The sequence below is a fragment of the Arthrobacter sp. 9MFCol3.1 genome (assembly GCF_000620385.1).
GTDB lineage: Bacteria > Actinomycetota > Actinomycetes > Actinomycetales > Micrococcaceae > Arthrobacter.
On record NZ_KK211133.1, the window covers coordinates 18,918 to 35,634 of the forward strand.

Genomic DNA, 16,717 nt, shown 5'->3' on the forward strand with positions numbered 1-16,717 from the left:
GTAATGGAATGAGTTCCGGCACTGGCAAAGATGAGCCGCAGGTTGCACTCAGCGCTGAAGACCTCCTCTTGGGCAGAAAAGCCGCCAAGTATATGAATGTTCTTTGTGCAGTTGGCATTGCAGCTTGTATCGGCATTGCTCTATTCGTTTTCGCAAATGTTCCATGGGACACTCGGATGCCTTACGACGGAAAATACAATAGAGCTGGCACAGGGATTCCCATGCAGATTGCCATGCTTCCTATTGCAATTGTAATTATGGGTCTATGGCGGTCGGCGCGAAAAGCTGATTCACACGAAATGAACAAGGCATCTCGTGCGGTGTCATATACCCTCGGAACAGCCATCGTTCTGGGCGGGATTCTGGGGCAGTGGGCCATGGGGCAATCAATTCTGGTTTCTGGCGGGTATCTTCCCGGCTAGGGCATGGCTCCCAATTAGTTCTCGTCTGCTTTGGCATGCTGGAAGCATGTCGTGTACTGCCGTCCTGACCGATGCCCAATGGGAGCGGATTGAATCCTTGATGCCCAGTTCCGACCGGAGCCGTATTGCATATCTGCGTCTGGTCGGAGTTCCAGTTCGCAAGGGGCTGTTCGTTCGGGGGGACCACATGTACGAAGTGATGACATCTCCGGGTGCATCCCGCGTCGTACCAGCGCAGCAATTGGCAGAGACTATCGGCTTGGACCCCCACGGCCCCTGGAACGACTTGCAGGAGTGTCAGCGGACTGCGGATCGCCTCTTCAGGGAGGGTAGGAACGAGGATTGGGTTGAGTACTCAACGGCAGTCGTCGTGCCGGGTGCGGCGCTGGGCAACGCTGAGTGATGCTCCGAGGACAAAACGCCGGCCGCCGCACTCGACGCTGGTGATTTGCACGTAGCAAAATCTCCGGATCGACCTTGGCGACCAATTCTGAAGTAGGAAAAGCATATGACCAAGACTTTGCCGATTCACGTCAGGGCGACGAGAGTAACCAGGAAGCGCCGATCCCTGATATTTCCGCCGTGGTGAGCGATGGTGCGAGCTCTGGTGCGGGGAATGGAGATCCGCTAGGAGCGCTTACCGAGCAGGACTTGTTGTTGGGCAAGAGAGCCGTGGAAATTAAAACGATTCTTTGTGCGGTTACTTTTGTAGCATGTATCGGAATCGCTATTTTCGTTTTTATGAATGTTCCATGGGACACCCGAATGCCGTACGACGGAAAGTACAACCGGAGCGGGAATGGGATTCCGATGCAGATCGCAATGCTTCCCATTTTGGTTGTTCTCTTTGGTTTTTGGCGGTCAGGGAAGAAACCTGATGCGCATCATATGGGCAGAGGGTCGCGAGTCGCCTACTACATCCTGGCGCCGGCGATCATCATAGCTTGTGGCGTTGGCCAGTGGGTTATGGGCCAAGCAATTCTGACTAACGGTGGATATTTCACTGGGTAGTGCACGTCGGGTTCCTGTGAATTCTGATTCCGGAGTGATGGCGGATTCTGGTGCGACTTTTGAGGGACCTGGAACGGCATGGTCGGTTTCGACCAGACAAAGACCGCGGGCCTGTGCGGTGGCGCCTTTGGACGTGGCACGGTCGTCTTGGGTGGCGACCTTCCGCAGAGCAGACTCGGATAGTGAGCAAAACAAGCCCAGAAAGTGTGGTTGTTGTGGGAAGAAACGCTGAGCATCAGGTGAGGAATGCTCTGATCCTTAGCGGCGTGCTGTTGAGCGCCACGGTCGCGGTGATTCTGGCAGGACCTCAAGACCACGTGCCACAGGAGGTCGTTGCATTACTCGCAGGTCTGGCCGTGGGTGTGTGGTTGCTGCGTTTCTCGCCGCCCTGGCGATGGCTTGCCATGCTGGTTTTGGTGCTGTCCCTCGTCCTCTGTTTGGTGTTGGGCCCAGCCGGAATCGCCTGGTTCGGTGGGTTTATTTCGGGCACTCAGGCAGGACTGGCCTGGCAGCATGCGAGGAAAGCATATGGAAAAGACGCTGCCGGTTCACGTTAGGGCCGCTGGGGTCACGAGGAAGCGTCATTCCCTGATATTTGCTGCAAGGGGCCTGCTTTAGGCCCGTGAGCGGATCGCCGTCCCTCTTGGTTTCGCAAATTTACGGGCGTATCGTTGACTATCGTTGTATATCGTTCACGGTCGTCCAGAGGAGAGCATGATGCGCAGTTCTTACCCGGCAGGCGGATTTCGCGGCAGCAACGTAGACAGCATGTGGCAGGCCGTCGAGGAGTTGCGTTCGAGGTTCGAGAAGCGCTCGGGTTCCCGGGCGGGGCGTGGCGAGGTGCGCTCGGCTGTGCTGGCACTGCTCGCCGAGCGGCCGATGCACGGCTACCAGATTATTCGTGAAATCGAGGAGCGCAGCGGCGGCACTTGGAAGCCCAGCGCTGGCTCCGTCTATCCAACCCTCCAGCTGCTGGCCGACGAGGGCCTTATCCGTGCTGAGGAATCCAACGGCCGCAAGATTTATTCCCTGACGGACGCGGGCCGCGAGGAGATGGCGGGTGCCGGCATGTCAGCGCCCTGGGAATCGGCTGGTCCGGCGTCGGGCCCGGGGTTCGCGGCGCTGCCCAAGGCGGGCGTCGAGCTCGCGCAGGCCGCCGCCCAGGTGGGACGCACCGGAACGCCGGAGCAGGTGCAGGAAGCCGTGGCGGTGCTCGATGACGCACGCCGCCGGCTGTACGCGATTCTCGCCCAGGGCTGACGGGAGTGAGGTCGGTTCGCCGGGACCGGGCAGCTCCGGTACCCGGCGCCCGGGACTACCGGGCCCGTTACCGCCGCATCCTGCGCTTCGCCGCATGGCATCTCGCGGTTACCTGGTGGTTTGAGCTGCTCCTCCCCCGCGTCGGGCTGGTGAAGATTGCCGAGCGCACCAGGGCGAAGAGGATGCGGCGCTTCGCGCAGCGCTTCCATGCGCTGGCGGTGGACCTCGGCGGGCTCATGATCAAAGTCGGACAGTTCCTGTCCTCCAGGCTCGACGTCCTGCCGCCCGAGATCACCAAGGAACTCGAGGGGCTGCAGGACGAGGTGCCTCCGGTTTCGTTCTCCGCGATCCGCGCCCTGGCCGAAGCTGAGCTGGGCGCGCCGCTGGAGCAGTTGTTCGCCTCGGTCGAAGAGACACCGATCGCAGCAGCGTCCCTCGGGCAGGCGCACCGCGCGAGGCTTGGCCCGGGCGACGCCGCCGACACCGGGCTCGACCGCGTGGTGGTGAAGGTGCAGCGGCCGGGCATCAACGCCATTGTCGACGTCGATCTGGCGGCACTGCGCAAAGTGGGCGGATGGCTCAGCCGCGTGCGCCTGGTGTCCGATCGTGCCGACATGCCCGCCCTGGTCGAGGAGTTTGCGCAGACCAGTCTTGAGGAGATCGACTACCTGAATGAGGCCGCGAATTCTGGGCGGTTCGCTGCTGATTTCGCCGACGACAGCCGTGTGGAGGTGCCCGACGTCGTCTGGGAACGGTGCACCCGCCGCGTTCTCACCCTGGAAGACGTCACGGCGATCAAGATCACGGACTCGGAGGCACTGCTGGCGGCGGGCATCGATCCGGCCCAGGTTGCCCCTGTATTTGCCTCGGTCATGTTCGACCAGATTTTTGCGAACGGCTTTTTTCATGCCGATCCGCACCCGGGGAACATCTTTGTCACGCCGGTTACCGATTCATCCACGGAGCGCCCCTGGAAGCTGACCTTCATCGACTTCGGCATGATGGGCGAGGTTCCGGCGAGCACACGCAGCGGTCTGCGGAAGCTGCTCATCGCGGCCGCTTCGCGTGACGGCAAGGGGTTGATGTCCGCGATCAGCGACGTGGGGGTCTTGGTGCCCTCGGCCGACACGGTCGAGCTTGAGCGGGCGATGACACACCTCTTTGCCCGCTTTGGCGGGATGGGCTTCGCCGAGCTTCGCGAGGTTGACCCCCGGGAATTCCGTGATTTTGCCGTGGAGTTCGGTGACGTGGTCCGTTCATTGCCGTTCCAGATGCCGGAGAACTTCCTGCTCATTATCCGGGCGATGTCACTGACGTCGGGGGTGTGCAGCTCGCTGGACGCCCGGTTCAATCTGTGGGAATCGGTCGAACCCTACGCGGCGCAGCTGCTGCGAGACGAGCGCGGCAACATCGTGCAGGACGTTGCCCAGCAGGCGCTCGATGCCGCCGGGATGGCGCTGGGTCTGCCGAAACGCCTGGACGGGCTGCTAACCCGGCTTGAGGACGGTTCACTGTCGGTAGCAAATCCGCGCCTTGAGCGGCAGCTGGGACGGCTTGACCGCACGGCGCAGCGATCGGCATCGGCGCTGATCTTCGGCGCCCTGCTGGTTTCCGGCTCCGTGGTCCGCGCGGATGACATGGTGCTCAGCAATATCCTGATGATCGCGTCGGTGCTTCCGCTGCTGCATGGGCTGTGGGTGGGGCGCAGCGGCCTCTGATCGAGCCGGCGACGGGGTTTTCCCGCGCCCGGACACCACAGGGTTCCGCTGCCGGGGGGATATCATCAAGCCGTGAAGGAAGGCCCGCCTTTTCGTCCTGCGAACCCCACCGAAACCCCCGGTCCCGTCCCCACAGGGCCCAATCCCACTTCCTGGAAGTCCTCGATCCTGAACGGGAGCGGCGCTCTCGCGGCGGCCGCCCTGACAGTGGTCCCCCTCTGGATGCTGCTCAGCAACCCCGCCGTCCTCGGCGGCCACCCCGCCCTGCCGGCTCTCCTGGCGGCCGCCGTCGCACTGGGGATTCTGTGGACGCTGCTTCTGGTCCGACGCTGGTTGTTCGGCGACAAACAGCAGCGGAGCGGTGATATTTCCACCTGGCAGTTGGTCCGCGGGATCGCAGGCAGGCTCACGGTCCTCGGTTTCGTGGCGGCGCTGATGTGGCTCAGCCCGTTCCCCCACCAACCCGACCGCGAGAAGGCGGTCCCGGCCCATGGACCCACCGCGACCGCGCCAGCCGGGTCAAGGGCTGCAGAAGACGCCACTTCGATCACCCTTGCCCCGGCGGGTACAGCCACCACGGGGCTCGTCTTCTACCCCGGCGCCAGGGTAGACGCGCACGCCTACCAGGAGATGTTGCAGCCGCTCGCGGCCGCGGGTCACCTAGTCGTCATCCTGAAAGTACCCCTCGGCATCTCCCTGTTGGACACCAACCAGGCCCGCGCAGCCATGGACCGGCATCCCGAAGTCGCCTCCTGGGCCGTCGGTGGTCATTCGTTGGGCGGCGTGAGTGCCTCAGCCTTCGCGGCGTCGAATCACGACGTCGCCGGGCTGCTGCTCTTTGCTTCGTACCCCGCAGAGACCATGACGGACGCGCAGGGCCTCTCGGTGCTCTCCATCTCCGGCTCAAACGACGGCCTGAGCACCCCGGACAAGATCGCGGCGTCGAGGTCCCTGCTCCCGCCAACCACCACCTACGCAACGGTTGTGGGCGGCGTGCACGCGTTCTTCGGTGACTACGGTGAGCAGCCCGGGGACGGCGACGCGGGCATCAGCCGCAATGAGGCGCAGCAGCAGATCGTCGCCGAGTCGCTCCGCTTCATGGATCGACTCAAGGCTTCGGGCTGACAGAAGAAACAAAACCACGGCCCCTCCGAGGCCGCACGCAGCCACTCCACCCGCCAGGTGAGCGCCGCAGCTGCTACCGGCCCGCGGCGTACCCCTGCGCGCCGCGCGGATTCGCGGCAGCCTGCAATATCCCGGTCTCGGGATCCCGCACGACGGCGGACAGCCGCCCCAGCGCCCAGTCACCGGCCCGGCTGACCACATGCCCGCGCCGCTCCAGACCTTCGATGACGTCCGCCCCGAGCCGGTCCTCGACGACGGCGCCGCCGGGCTCCCAAGTGCGCGGCCAGAAGGACCCCGGCATCGACGTCGTATGGAAGGTCGGCGCGTCGATGGCCTGCTGCGGCGAGTACCCGCCCACGATGGTCCGCAGCAGGTACGGCAGCTGCCACTGGTCCTGCTGGTCGCCGCCGGGCGAACCCAGCGCGGCCACCGCGTAGCCGTCCCGCAGCACGAGAGTCGGCGTCAGCGTGGTGCGCGGGCGTTTGCCGGGCGTCAGCGTGGACGGCGTGCCGGGCTCCAGCCAGGTCATCTGCAACCGCGTCCCCAGGCAGAAACCCAGCTCCGGGATCGCCGGGGATGACTGCAGCCAGCCGCCGGAAGGAGTCGCCGAGACCATGTTGCCCCAGCGGTCCACGACGTCGATATGGCACGTATCGCCGCGGGTCTCCCCCGTCGGCGCCACGGTGGGCTCGCCGACGCCCAGGCCGGCCGCCGCGGACGCGGACGCATCCCCTGCGAGCGCCGGCGGCGCGTAATCGGTGCGCAGTGGTGGCCTGTACGGCTCCCGCCCGGGCACGGTGCCGGGCCGGAAATCGTGGGAGGCCCGCTCCGTGATCAGGGCCCGGCGGCCGGCACAGTAGTCCTCCGACAAGAGGTAGTCCAGCGGCACGTCCGTGTCGCCGTAGTACGCCTCCCGGTCCGCGAGCGCGAGCTTCTGCGCCTCCAGGATGGTGTGCGCCCCCAGCTCGGTGGACGGATCAAGGAACCGGTCCTCGAACCCGGACAGGATGGCCAGGGTCTGCAGCAGCGCCGGCCCCTGGCCCCAGGGCCCGGTCTTGGCGATCGTGTGGCCACGGAACTCGACGGTAGCGGCGGCCTCGTACCCGGCTTCGAATCCGGCCAGATCGTCCAGGGCGAGTACTCCGCGGTGATCCGTGCCCGAGGAATGCCGGTGCGGGGACTGAACCGAATCCACCATGGCGCGGGCCACGAACCCCTCCCGCCACTCGCGGCGGGCCGCATCAATTCCCGCCTCGCGGGTGGATGCCTTGACTCCGGCCCGCACGAGCCGTTCCAGGGTGCGGGCATAGGCCGGGTTCCACACCAGCTCACCCTCAACCGGGGTTCGGCCACCCGGCATCCACAGCTCAGCCGACGTGGGCCAATGCGCCTGGAACAGCGCGGACACGGCCGCGATGGTGGTTCCGACCCGGCCGAGCATCGGGTGCCCGTCCCGGGCGTAGCCGATCGCGAAGTCCAGCACCGCGTCCAGCTCCCACGTCCCGTGGTCACGGAGCAGCAGGAGCCAGGCGTCGACGGCGGCAGGCACCGCGGCGGCCAAGGCACCCGAGCCCGGAACGAGGTCCAGGCCTTCGTTAACGTAGTGCTCCACGGTGGCTCCGGCCGGTGCCGGGCCCTGCCCCATGAGGACGATGGGCTGCTCCGGCCGGTCCGCGGTGACAAAAATCCCGGTCATGTCTCCGCCGGGCCCGTTGAGGTGCGGTTCCACCACATGGAGCACGAACGCTCCCGCCACCGCGGCGTCGAAGGCGTTCCCGCCGCGCTCCAACACGGACTGGGCCGCCGCCGTCGCAAGCCAATGCGTGGACGCGCTCATCCCGAAGGTGCCCTGCAGCGTGGGGCGGGTGGTGAACGCCTCCGGGCGTGTGAACGGCACACTCACCGCGCTGGGACGACCACCGAACATTTCTGACACCACGGTGTCAGCCAAACAGGGCCGCCACGCGGGTGAGGGTCTCATAGACGCCATAGGCGAGCGGCACGCCGACAAGCGCCCAGGCGATGACCAGCTTCCCGGTAGACGGTGTCACCGGTGTCTGTGCACTACTCATTTCAGCCCTCCAAGGCAGGTTCTTCGGACCGGACGCGGCCAGGACGTGGTTCGTGGAATCGTGCGTCCACCGGCGAGACCAGCAGGTTCGCCACGAAGCCGATCACCAGCAGCCCCACCATGGTCAGCAGGGCGGGCTGGTAGGACGCGGCGTTGAGAGCGCCGGGCTTGCCCTGCGCGTCCAGGAAAGCATTGACGATCAGCGGCCCGGCGACGCCCGCCGCGGACCAGGCCGTCAGAAGCCGGCCGTGGATGGCCCCGACCTGGAAGGTGCCGAAGAGGTCGCGCAGGTAGGCGGGGGCCGTCGCGAACCCGCCGCCGTAGAAGGAGATGATGACGAACGCGAGGGCCACGTAGAGGACGGTGGACGTCGAGCCGGCCAGCGCCAGCACGGTGTAGAGCAGCGCGCCGACGCCCAGGAAGACCATGTAGATGCGCTTGCGGCCGGTGACATCGGAGGTGGCCGACCAGGCAAAGCGGCCGGACATGTTGCCGATCGAGAGCAACCCCACAAAGCCGGCGGCCACCGCGGCGCTGGCCAGAGAGGTGCCGTCGGGCTGGCGGAAGAAGTCCTGGATCATCGGGGCGGCCTGTTCAAGGATGCCGATTCCCGCCGTGACATTGCAGAACAGGGCGATCCAGACGAGCCAGAACTGCCTGGTCTTGACCGCGTTCCGGGCCGAGACGTTCTCCGTGGTGACCAGCGAGGCGGCCTTGACCTTTGCGGGGTCGAAACCTGCCGGTCGCCATCCCTCGGCCGGGACTTTGATGGTGAACGCGCCGAACATCATGTAGGCCAGATAGACCACGGCGAGGGTCAGGAAGAGCTTACCCACCGACTCACCACTGGCCACCCAGCCCTTGGCCCCGGAGTTGGGATCGTACATCTTTAGCAGGGCCGTGGAGACCGGGCTGGCGATCAGGGCGCCACCGCCGAACCCCATGATCGCCATGCCGGTGGCCAGTCCGGGCCGGTCCGGGAACCATTTGATCAGGGTGGAGACCGGGGAGATGTAACCGATCCCCAGGCCAATGCCGCCGACGACGCCGTAACCGAGGTAGACGAGCCAGAGCTGGTGGCTGAAGATGCCCAGGGAGCCGATCAGGAAGCCGCTCGCCCAGAACGCGGCGGAGGTGAACATCGCCTTGCGGGGCCCGTTCTTGTCCACCCAGGTGCCCATGATGGCGGCCGAGAGGCCCAGCATCACGATCGCGATGGAGAAGATCACGCCGATCTCGGTCAGGCTCGCGCCGAAGTGCTTCACCAGCGCGGTCTTGTAGACGCTCGTCGCGTAGGCCTGGCCGATGCACAGGTGGACCGCGAGGGCTGCCGGGGGTACGAGCCACCGATTGAATCCGGGTGGGGCGATGGTTCGTTCGCGGTCCAGCCAGCCCATAAGTACTCCCCTGCTCGTCAACGACATCGGTGTCCAGCACATTGCGGAAACGGCCCCCTGCCAGGGCCTCTGACCGAGCTTCCGGCAGAGGGCCGTTGCCTCCGGCAATCATGGTGCAAATCGTCAGCAAACGTACTAGTTATGCGCCAAGCGGTAGGGAATCCGCGACAAACGGTAGGAGTGGTGCGGCAGCCGCGCCCCTGGGAGCGCTACTTGGCCAGGCCGGCCTTCCGGAGCGCCTCCGCCATCGCCGTGTTGACCGGCGACGGCGCGGGGGCCGGCTTCTGCGGTTGCCTGCCCGGCGTCCGCCGGTCGGGTGCCGGCGCCGTGCGGCCACCCGCCGCGCCGCTGCCCGCCGCGCGATCGCCGGAGGCTGCCGGTTCGTCGTCGAGCCTGAGGGTGAGCGAGATGCGCTTCCGCTCCGGATCCGCCTCGAGCACCTTGACCCGGACCACCTGCCCGGATTTCACCACCTCGCGGGGGTCCGAGACGAAACGGTTCGCCAGGGCCGACACGTGCACGAGCCCGTCCTGGTGCACCCCGACGTCGACGAACGCGCCGAATGCCGCCACGTTGGTCACCGTTCCCTCCAGCACCATGCCGGGCCTGAGGTCCGAGATCTTCTCGATGCCTTCCGAGAACGCGGCCGCCGCGAAGGCCGGGCGCGGGTCGCGGCCCGGCTTCTCGAGTTCGGCGATGATGTCCTGCACGGTGGGCAGGCCGAAGGAGCCGTCCACGAAGTCCTGCGGGTTCAGCGCCGCATAGTTTCCTGCGGCCGGCGCTTTGCCGGCGGCGGCCTTGATTTTCCGGGCCACCGGGTAGGCCTCCGGGTGCACGCTGGAGGCGTCGAGCGGCTCCGCTCCCCCGGTGATCCGCAGGAAGCCGGCGCACTGCTCGAACGCCTTGGCGCCCAGCCGCGGGACCTTCTTCAGGTCGCTGCGCTTGGTGAAGGGGCCGTGCTCGTTCCGGTACGCCACAATGTTCTCGCTCAGCAGCGGCCCGACCCCGGCCACCCGGCTCAGCAGTGCGGGCGAGGCGGTGTTGACGTCCACGCCCACCGCGTTCACGCAGTCCTCCACCACCGCGTCCAGGCTGCGGTCCAGCTTCGCGGCCGTGACGTCGTGCTGGTACTGCCCGACGCCGATCGATTTCGGCTCGATTTTCACCAGCTCCGCGAGCGGATCCTGCAGCCGCCGGGCGATCGAGACGGCACCACGCAGGGACACGTCCATGCCGGGCAGCTCCGCCGCGGCGAGCGCCGACGCCGAATACACCGACGCCCCGGCCTCGGACACCACAATTTTCTGCGGCTTGTTTTTTGACCCGGAAGAGAGTTGCTTGAGCAGTTCGGCGGCGAGTTTGTCCGTCTCCCTCGAGGCGGTGCCGTTGCCGATCGCGACGAGTTCCACGCCGTGCTTCGTGGCGAGGCCCACGAGGGTCCGCAGCGCCTCGTCCCATTTGCGGGCCGGGGCGTGCGGGTAGACGGTGTCCGTCGCGACCACCTTGCCGGTGCCGTCCACGACGGCGACCTTGACGCCGGTGCGCAGTCCCGGGTCCAGGCCCAGGGTGGCGCGGTTCCCGGCCGGCGCGGCGAGCAGCACGTCGCGCAGGTTCGCGGCGAACACGCGCACGGCCTCGTCCTCGGCGGCGGCGAACATCCGGCTGCGCAGATCTGCCGTCAGCCGCGCCAGGACCCGCGAGCGCCACGCCAGCTGAGCGGTCTGCAACAGCCAGGCATCGGCGGGCCGGCCGCGGTCGGCGACCCCAAGGAACCTGGCGACGGCGGCTTCGTAGCGGCCGCGCGCGGCGGTGAGGGCGGCGTCGTCGTTCGGATCAGCCTCGGCGAGATCCAGCTCCAGCGCGCCGTCCTTTTCCCCTCGCAGCAGCGCCAGGACACGGTGCGAAGGCATTCCGGCCGGCTGCTGGGAGAACTCGAAGTAGTCCTTGAATTTCTGGCCCTCGGCTTCTTTGCCTTTCTTCACCCGGGACACCATCCGGCCCTGGGTCCACAGCCGCTCCCGCAGCGTGGCGGCCAGGTCGGCATCCTGGGCGACGCGTTCCACCAGGATGGAGCGGGCGCCGGCGAGCGCTGCGGCCGCGTCACCGATCGAGTGTTCGGCGTTGAGGTACTTGGCCGCCTCGCGGTCCGGGTCCAGTTCCGGGCGCTTGAGCAGGGCGTCGGCGAGCGGCTCCAGCCCGGCTTCGCGGGCGATCTGCGCCTTGGTGCGCCGCTTGGTTTTGAACGGGAGGTAGATGTCCTCCAGCCGCGATTTCGTGTCGGCGCCGACGACGGCGGCCTGCAGTTCCGGGGTCAGCGCACCCTGGGCGGCGATCGCCTCGAGGATAGTCCGGCGGCGGTCCTCGAGCTCGCGCAAATAGCGCAGCCGCTCCTCCAGCTCGCGGAGCTGGGTATCGTCCAGCGTCCCGGTCGCTTCCTTCCGGTAGCGGGCGATGAAGGGCACGGTGGACCCGGCGTCGAGCAGGTCCACGGCGGCCTTGACCTGCCAGGGCTGCACGCCGAGCTCGCCGGCGATCTGGGCGGCGATGCCGGACTCCTGCGTCTTTGAGGTGCCTGCCTGCGGCATGCCGGTCTCTGGTGAGCCGGTCTGTGGGGACGGGCCGGTCTGTGGGGACGGGCCGGTCTGTGGGGACGGGCCGGTCTGTGGGGACGGGCCGGAGGCGGGCGAGACGGGTGAGGCGGGGCGCTGCGGGTGTTGGGTCACCCTGCCATTTTGCCTCACCTAGGTCAGCGGCCGGGCCCGCCCGGAGGAGAAAGGGGCTCCTGCACGTCCTGCACAACCTCGTTGCGGCGCAGGAACCACGGCTTGAACGGCGGATCAAAGCGGGCGAACCGTGGCGGCCCCACGGCCTTCAGCCCGGCTAGCTTCAGTGCCTCCTGGAGGCCGTCGTTTCGCCGTCGAAAGGCCGCCTCCGACCCGCTGCCCGAGAACCGAAGGGCGGCCGCCAGGGATCCTGGCAGGGCCCGGACTCTGACGTCGGGGTTCGCCGGGACCGGCGCCGTCTCCGCCGTCACCCCGGCAGGGAGCACAAAGGCAACGACGAAATCAGCGGGCTCTGCGCTTCCCGGCAGCGGGCCGCTTTGCAGAACCGGGGCGGTCATCGCCAGCTTCTGCGAAGGCCCGGGCTCCAGGATCACCGGAGCCGTCATCGCCAGCTTCCGTTGCGCCGTGTTGCTCCCGCTGATGTAGTTGAACAGGTGCCGGAAGGCGGCATTTCCGGCGCGGTCGAACGTCGCGTTGACCTCAATTTCCGCCACAGCGTACGGAGGATAGCGGCGCAGCTCGAAGTGCGCGTAGGGCTGGACCAGCTCATAGGGTTGCTGCTCGGTCATAGTCCTCAGACCCTACGCCGGTCCTACGACAGGAACCAGCGGTACCTAGCCTCTTTACAGGTGCCTGGTACCCGCCTCCTGGCTGGTGCTTGATTGTCAGAGGGCTTTGATAGCTTGAATAGCGGAGGTCAACAACAACGGGGGCACCAACAACGGGGGCACAGTGTTTTTTCTTGAACCTGAAGTACCGGGCTCGTCACCGGACCTGGTCTTCTCCGCGAGCGACCTCGTGGTGGCCTCGAGTTGCGAGTATCAGCTGCTGCGGAAACTCGACGAGAAGCTGGGCCGCTGCCCCAGGGCGGTCTTCGACGAGGACGAGATGCTCCAGCACGCAGCGGTGTTGGGTGACCTCCACGAGCGCAAGGTCCTTAACGGTTTCGTTGCGGAGTTCGGTCCCTGGGATCCGGCCACCGGGCACGGCGTGTACGACGTCGCCACTGCCTCCACGATGGACCGCGCCACGCTGGCGGCCAAGCATGCCGAGTCCATCGGAGCGCTGCGTGCGGGGGCCGACGTCGTCTTCCAGGCCGCCTTCTTCGATGGGCAGTTCCACGGACGCTCCGACTTCCTCGTGCGGCAGGACGACGGTTGCTATGCGGTGTTCGACACCAAACTGGCCCGCCACGCGAAGGTGACTGCCTTGCTGCAGCTGGCCGCCTACGGCGAGCAGCTGCTGAAGGCCGGAATCCCGGTGGATCCGGCGGTGACACTCGTTCTTGGCTCGACGGTGCAGCTGGCCGATGGCGGCTTCGACTACGTGCGAAGCCACCACAAACTCTCCGAGATCCTGCCGGTTTTCCGTGAGCGCCGGGATCGTTTCCTCGCGCTGACCGCCGCGCACATCGCGCAGCCCGGAACAGTGGGCTGGGGCGCGCCCGGGCTCACCGCCTGCGGACGCTGCGACTACTGCCAGGAGCAAGTCAAAGCCACCGACGATCTCCTCCTCGTGGCCCGGATGAACTCCGTGCAGCGCAAGAACCTCCACGAACGTGGGATTTGGACAGTCACTGACCTGGCGCAAGCGACGCTGGCCAAGCCCACCACTGCGCTCCTGCGCCTGCAGGAACAGGCACGGATGCAGAGCGGCGTTGGCCCTGCCGACGGAGCAGTGTGCTACCTCAAGGACGGTGAAGAGCACACCATCCGCTACAGCGTCCTGCCCGGGAAAACCCTGGCCGAGCTGCCCCCAACGAGCCCAGGCGATATCTTCTTCGACTTCGAGGGCGATCCGCTGTGGCAGGATCGCGCCACGGGAGTGTGGGGGCTTGAGTACCTGTTCGGCGTGATCGAGGCGCCCACCGAGCCGGGCGCCGAAGGCGTGTTCAAACCGTTCTGGGCCCACAGCCGGAAGGCGGAGAAGCAGGCGTTCCTCGATTTCCTGGACTATGTCGAGAAACGCCGTCGGGAGCACCCGGACATGCACGTCTACCACTACGCACCGTATGAAAAGACGGCGCTTCGAAAACTCTCGGTGATGCATGTTGCCGGGGAGGACATCGTGGACGAGTGGCTCCGCGAGGGACTTCTGGTGGACCTGTACCAAACGGTCCGGAACAGCATCAGGATCTCCGAGAACTCATACAGCATCAAGAAGCTTGAGCCGCTCTACATGGGGACGAACCTTCGAACCGGCGACGTGAAGGACGCCGGAGCCTCCGTGATTGCCTACGCACGGTACTGCGACGCGAGGGACAATGAACGGCCCGACGAAGCGGCCACCATCCTCGCCGGGATCTCCGACTACAACCAATACGACTGCCTCTCCACCCTGGAGCTCCGGAACTGGCTGCTCGGGCTGGCCAAGGAACGCCGGCTGACGCCGGACGCCGCGGAGGCGGGCCCCGCCGGGTCCGGGCCCGTCCGGACTGGCGCCGCGTCCGGCGCGGAGGAATTAGCGGAGGACGGCCCCGACGGCGGCGGCTCGGCAGGAGCCGATGCCGTGCTTGACCCGTCTGAGCTGGCACTATTGCAATTCGCCGAGCCGGGCGGCGGCTTGTCCGAGGACGACCGTAAGGCCGTCGCCATGCTGGCCGCGGCCGTGAGCTACCACCGCCGGGAGCGCAAGTCGTTCTGGTGGGCGCACTTCGACCGGTGTGAGCACGGTCCGGACACGCACGAACGGGACCGGAACGTTTTCCTCGTCGAATCCGCGGAAATCCTCGACGACTGGCAACAGACGGGGACCAAGCTTCCGGAGCGGCGGGTCAAACTGTCCGGCTCCGTGAGTCCCGGATCGGACCTCCGCGAGGGCAGCAAGTGGTTCCGCATGTATGAGTTGCCTCTTCCCGCCGGGCTGGAGGGTACCGGCAAGAACGGAACCGGACGGAGCGGATGGTTCGGCACGGAGGTTCTGGAGCTGGGGCATGAGGACGGCAAGGACACCGTCATCATCCGGGACCGGCTGCACCGGAAGATCCCGCCCCACAATGACCTCCCCATTGCGCTGACGGAGGACCAACCCCTCGCCACCAAGAGCCTTGAGCAAGCACTGGCAGCCCTCGCTGACACGGTGGTCGCCGGTCTGGGGTCCGGATCCCTCCCCCGCCATCCTGCGCTTGACCTCGTCCGGCGTCAGCCGCCAAGGCTGGCCGCCGGAGCTTCACTGCCGCAGCCTGGCGTCGGACCGGACCGCTTCATTGAAGCCATCACGGCCGCGGTGCTGGCCCTAGACCACTCCTACCTGGCAGTGCAGGGTCCGCCCGGGACGGGCAAGACCCATGTGGGGTCCCACGTCATCGCCCGGCTCGTGGCCCGCGGCTGGAAGGTCGGTGTAGTCGGCCAGTCCCACGCGGTGGTGGAGAACCTGCTGAAGACCGCTGTCACCAAGGCCGGGGTCGACCCGGCGCTGGTGGCCAAAGATGTGAAGCACAACGACGCCCTGCCGTGGGCCCGGCGCACCGGCAAGGACGTTGCGGAATTGTTGGATGCATCTGGAGGCGCCCTCGTCGGCGGGACGGCGTGGACGATGACCGGCGCCACCGTCCCGGCAGGCTCCCTGGATCTCCTGGTGATCGACGAGGCCGGCCAGTTCTCGCTGGCCAACACCCTCGCCGTGGCGCAGGCCAGCAGCCGGCTGCTCTTGCTCGGCGACCCGCAGCAGCTGCCGCAGGTCAGCCAGGGCAGGCACCCCGAGCCGGTCGACGAGTCGGCCCTGGGCTGGATTTCCGCAGGCCACGCCACGCTCCCGCCCGAGCTTGGCTACTTCTTGGCCGACTCATGGCGGATGAACTCCCAGCTGTGCCTGGCCGTCTCGGAATTGTCCTACGAAGGCCGGTTGCGTTCCGCCCCGTCCGCGGATCTGCGCCGTCTCGAGGGTGTGCCCGCGGGGATTGAGACAGTGATGGTGCCGCACAGCGGCAACACGACGTCGTCGACCGAGGAGGCTGCCGAGGTCCTCGGGCAGGTGCGCCGCCATTTGGGCCTTTCCTGGCACACCGCAGACGGAGCCCGGCCGTTGGAGGCATCCGACATTCTGGTGGTGGCCGCCTACAACGCCCAGGTCAACGTCATCCGCGACGCCCTGGACGCCGCGAATCTCTCCGGCGTGCGGGTGGGGACCGTGGACAAGTTCCAGGGCCAGGAGGCCGCGGTCGTGATCGTGTCCATGGCGTGTTCAGCGGTGGCCGAGGCTCCGCGGGGCATGGAATTCCTGCTCTCGCGGAACCGGATCAATGTGGCGGTGTCCCGCGGCCAATGGCGTGCCGTGATTGTCCGCGCACCCGAACTGACCAACTACCTGCCCACGCATCCGGAGGGCCTGGAGCAACTCGGCGGCTTCATCGGCCTGTGCCAAAGGTCAGTGAGCGCGTAGCTGTCCTCACCCAGTAAGGGGACATGCCCATTCTTGGCCCCGGGCAACGGACATCAAGGCATTATGCCCATTGCCCGCGGTCAGAGCTGGACATGCCCATTCTTCGCCAGCCACCCCACGGAATATGCTCATTTCTCGCCAGCCACTCCACGGAACATGCCCATTCTTCGCTAGGCACCCCACGGAACATGCCCATTCTTCGCCAGCCACCCCAGAGGACATGCTCATTCTGGGCCTCGGGCAACGGACATCAAGGCATTATGCCCATTGCCCGCGGTGAACTGGTCCCCGAAAGTTGGACTGGTTGGTAAGAGCCTAGGCTGCGAGGGCCTGGGTCCGGTATTGCAGCGGGCTCAGGCCCTCGAGCTTTGTTGAGATTCTTTCGGTGTTGTACCAGCGGATGTACTCGTGCAGCGCCTCTGCCAGTGCGTCGGTGCTGATGAACCGGACATGGTGGAAGAGCTCTTCCTTGAGGTGACCGAAGAAGTTCTCGATCACCGCGTTGTCGTAGCAGTTGCCCTTACGGGACATCGATTGAACCGCGCCGGCA

Annotated in this window: 13 protein-coding genes; 7 read left to right on the forward strand and 6 right to left on the reverse strand. The window is 66.5% G+C overall.

The features are described 5' to 3' along the window. The first annotated feature begins 8 nt into the window (after nt 1–8). The 6 genes from C560_RS23510 (at nt 9) to C560_RS22515 (ending at nt 5,536) form a co-directional block, all read left to right on the forward strand. Nucleotides 9–422, forward strand: a complete 414-nt coding sequence (locus tag C560_RS23510; RefSeq protein WP_155855849.1) for a hypothetical protein — start codon at nt 9–11, stop codon at nt 420–422. Between the two features lie 477 nt (nt 423–899). Beyond that, nucleotides 900–1,433, forward strand: a complete 534-nt coding sequence (locus C560_RS23515; protein WP_155855850.1) for a hypothetical protein — start codon at nt 900–902, stop codon at nt 1,431–1,433. A gap of 182 nt (nt 1,434–1,615) precedes the next feature. Continuing rightward, nucleotides 1,616–1,990, forward strand: coding sequence for a hypothetical protein (locus C560_RS23160; RefSeq protein ID WP_197026208.1), 375 nt, complete (start codon nt 1,616–1,618; stop codon nt 1,988–1,990). Between the two features lie 160 nt (nt 1,991–2,150). Continuing rightward, nucleotides 2,151–2,693: a PadR family transcriptional regulator gene (locus tag C560_RS0120700; RefSeq protein ID WP_026539651.1), complete on the forward strand. Its 543-nt coding sequence runs from the start codon at nt 2,151–2,153 to the stop codon at nt 2,691–2,693. Nucleotides 2,694–2,698: 5 nt separating this feature from the next. Continuing rightward, a complete protein-coding gene (locus tag C560_RS0120705; protein ID WP_026539652.1) occupies nt 2,699–4,411 on the forward strand; it encodes an ABC1 kinase family protein in 1,713 nt (570 codons plus the stop codon). Nucleotides 4,412–4,483: 72 nt separating this feature from the next. After that, nucleotides 4,484–5,536: an alpha/beta hydrolase gene (locus C560_RS22515; RefSeq protein ID WP_231494412.1), complete on the forward strand. Its 1,053-nt coding sequence runs from the start codon at nt 4,484–4,486 to the stop codon at nt 5,534–5,536. A gap of 73 nt (nt 5,537–5,609) precedes the next feature. On the opposite strand, the gene C560_RS0120715 is transcribed toward C560_RS22515, so the two are convergent. From C560_RS0120715 to C560_RS0120735, 5 genes are all read right to left on the reverse strand, one after another. Next, entirely contained in the window at nt 5,610–7,463 is a 1,854-nt protein-coding gene (locus C560_RS0120715) for a gamma-glutamyltransferase family protein (protein WP_442853173.1), read from the reverse strand. A gap of 16 nt (nt 7,464–7,479) precedes the next feature. After that, nucleotides 7,480–7,608: an MFS transporter small subunit gene (locus C560_RS23990; RefSeq protein ID WP_269210556.1), complete on the reverse strand. Its 129-nt coding sequence runs from the start codon at nt 7,606–7,608 to the stop codon at nt 7,480–7,482. A 1-nt stretch (nt 7,609) separates the two neighbouring features. Next, entirely contained in the window at nt 7,610–9,004 is a 1,395-nt protein-coding gene (locus C560_RS0120725) for an OFA family MFS transporter (protein WP_026539654.1), read from the reverse strand. 209 nt (nt 9,005–9,213) lie between these two features. Continuing rightward, nucleotides 9,214–11,589: a Tex family protein gene (locus C560_RS0120730; RefSeq protein WP_026539655.1), complete on the reverse strand. Its 2,376-nt coding sequence runs from the start codon at nt 11,587–11,589 to the stop codon at nt 9,214–9,216. 161 nt (nt 11,590–11,750) lie between these two features. Beyond that, a complete protein-coding gene (locus C560_RS0120735; protein ID WP_026539656.1) occupies nt 11,751–12,356 on the reverse strand; it encodes an SOUL family heme-binding protein in 606 nt (201 codons plus the stop codon). A gap of 163 nt (nt 12,357–12,519) precedes the next feature. On the opposite strand from C560_RS0120735, the gene C560_RS0120740 reads away from it, so the two are divergent. Then, on the forward strand, nt 12,520–16,167 hold the full coding sequence (locus C560_RS0120740; RefSeq protein WP_026539657.1) for a TM0106 family RecB-like putative nuclease: 3,648 nt from the start codon (nt 12,520–12,522) through the stop codon (nt 16,165–16,167). A 315-nt stretch (nt 16,168–16,482) separates the two neighbouring features. Here C560_RS0120740 and C560_RS0120745 read toward each other — a convergent pair. Continuing rightward, nucleotides 16,483–16,717: IS3 family transposase (locus tag C560_RS0120745; protein WP_026539658.1), on the reverse strand; the 235-nt coding region annotated here is incomplete at its 5' end.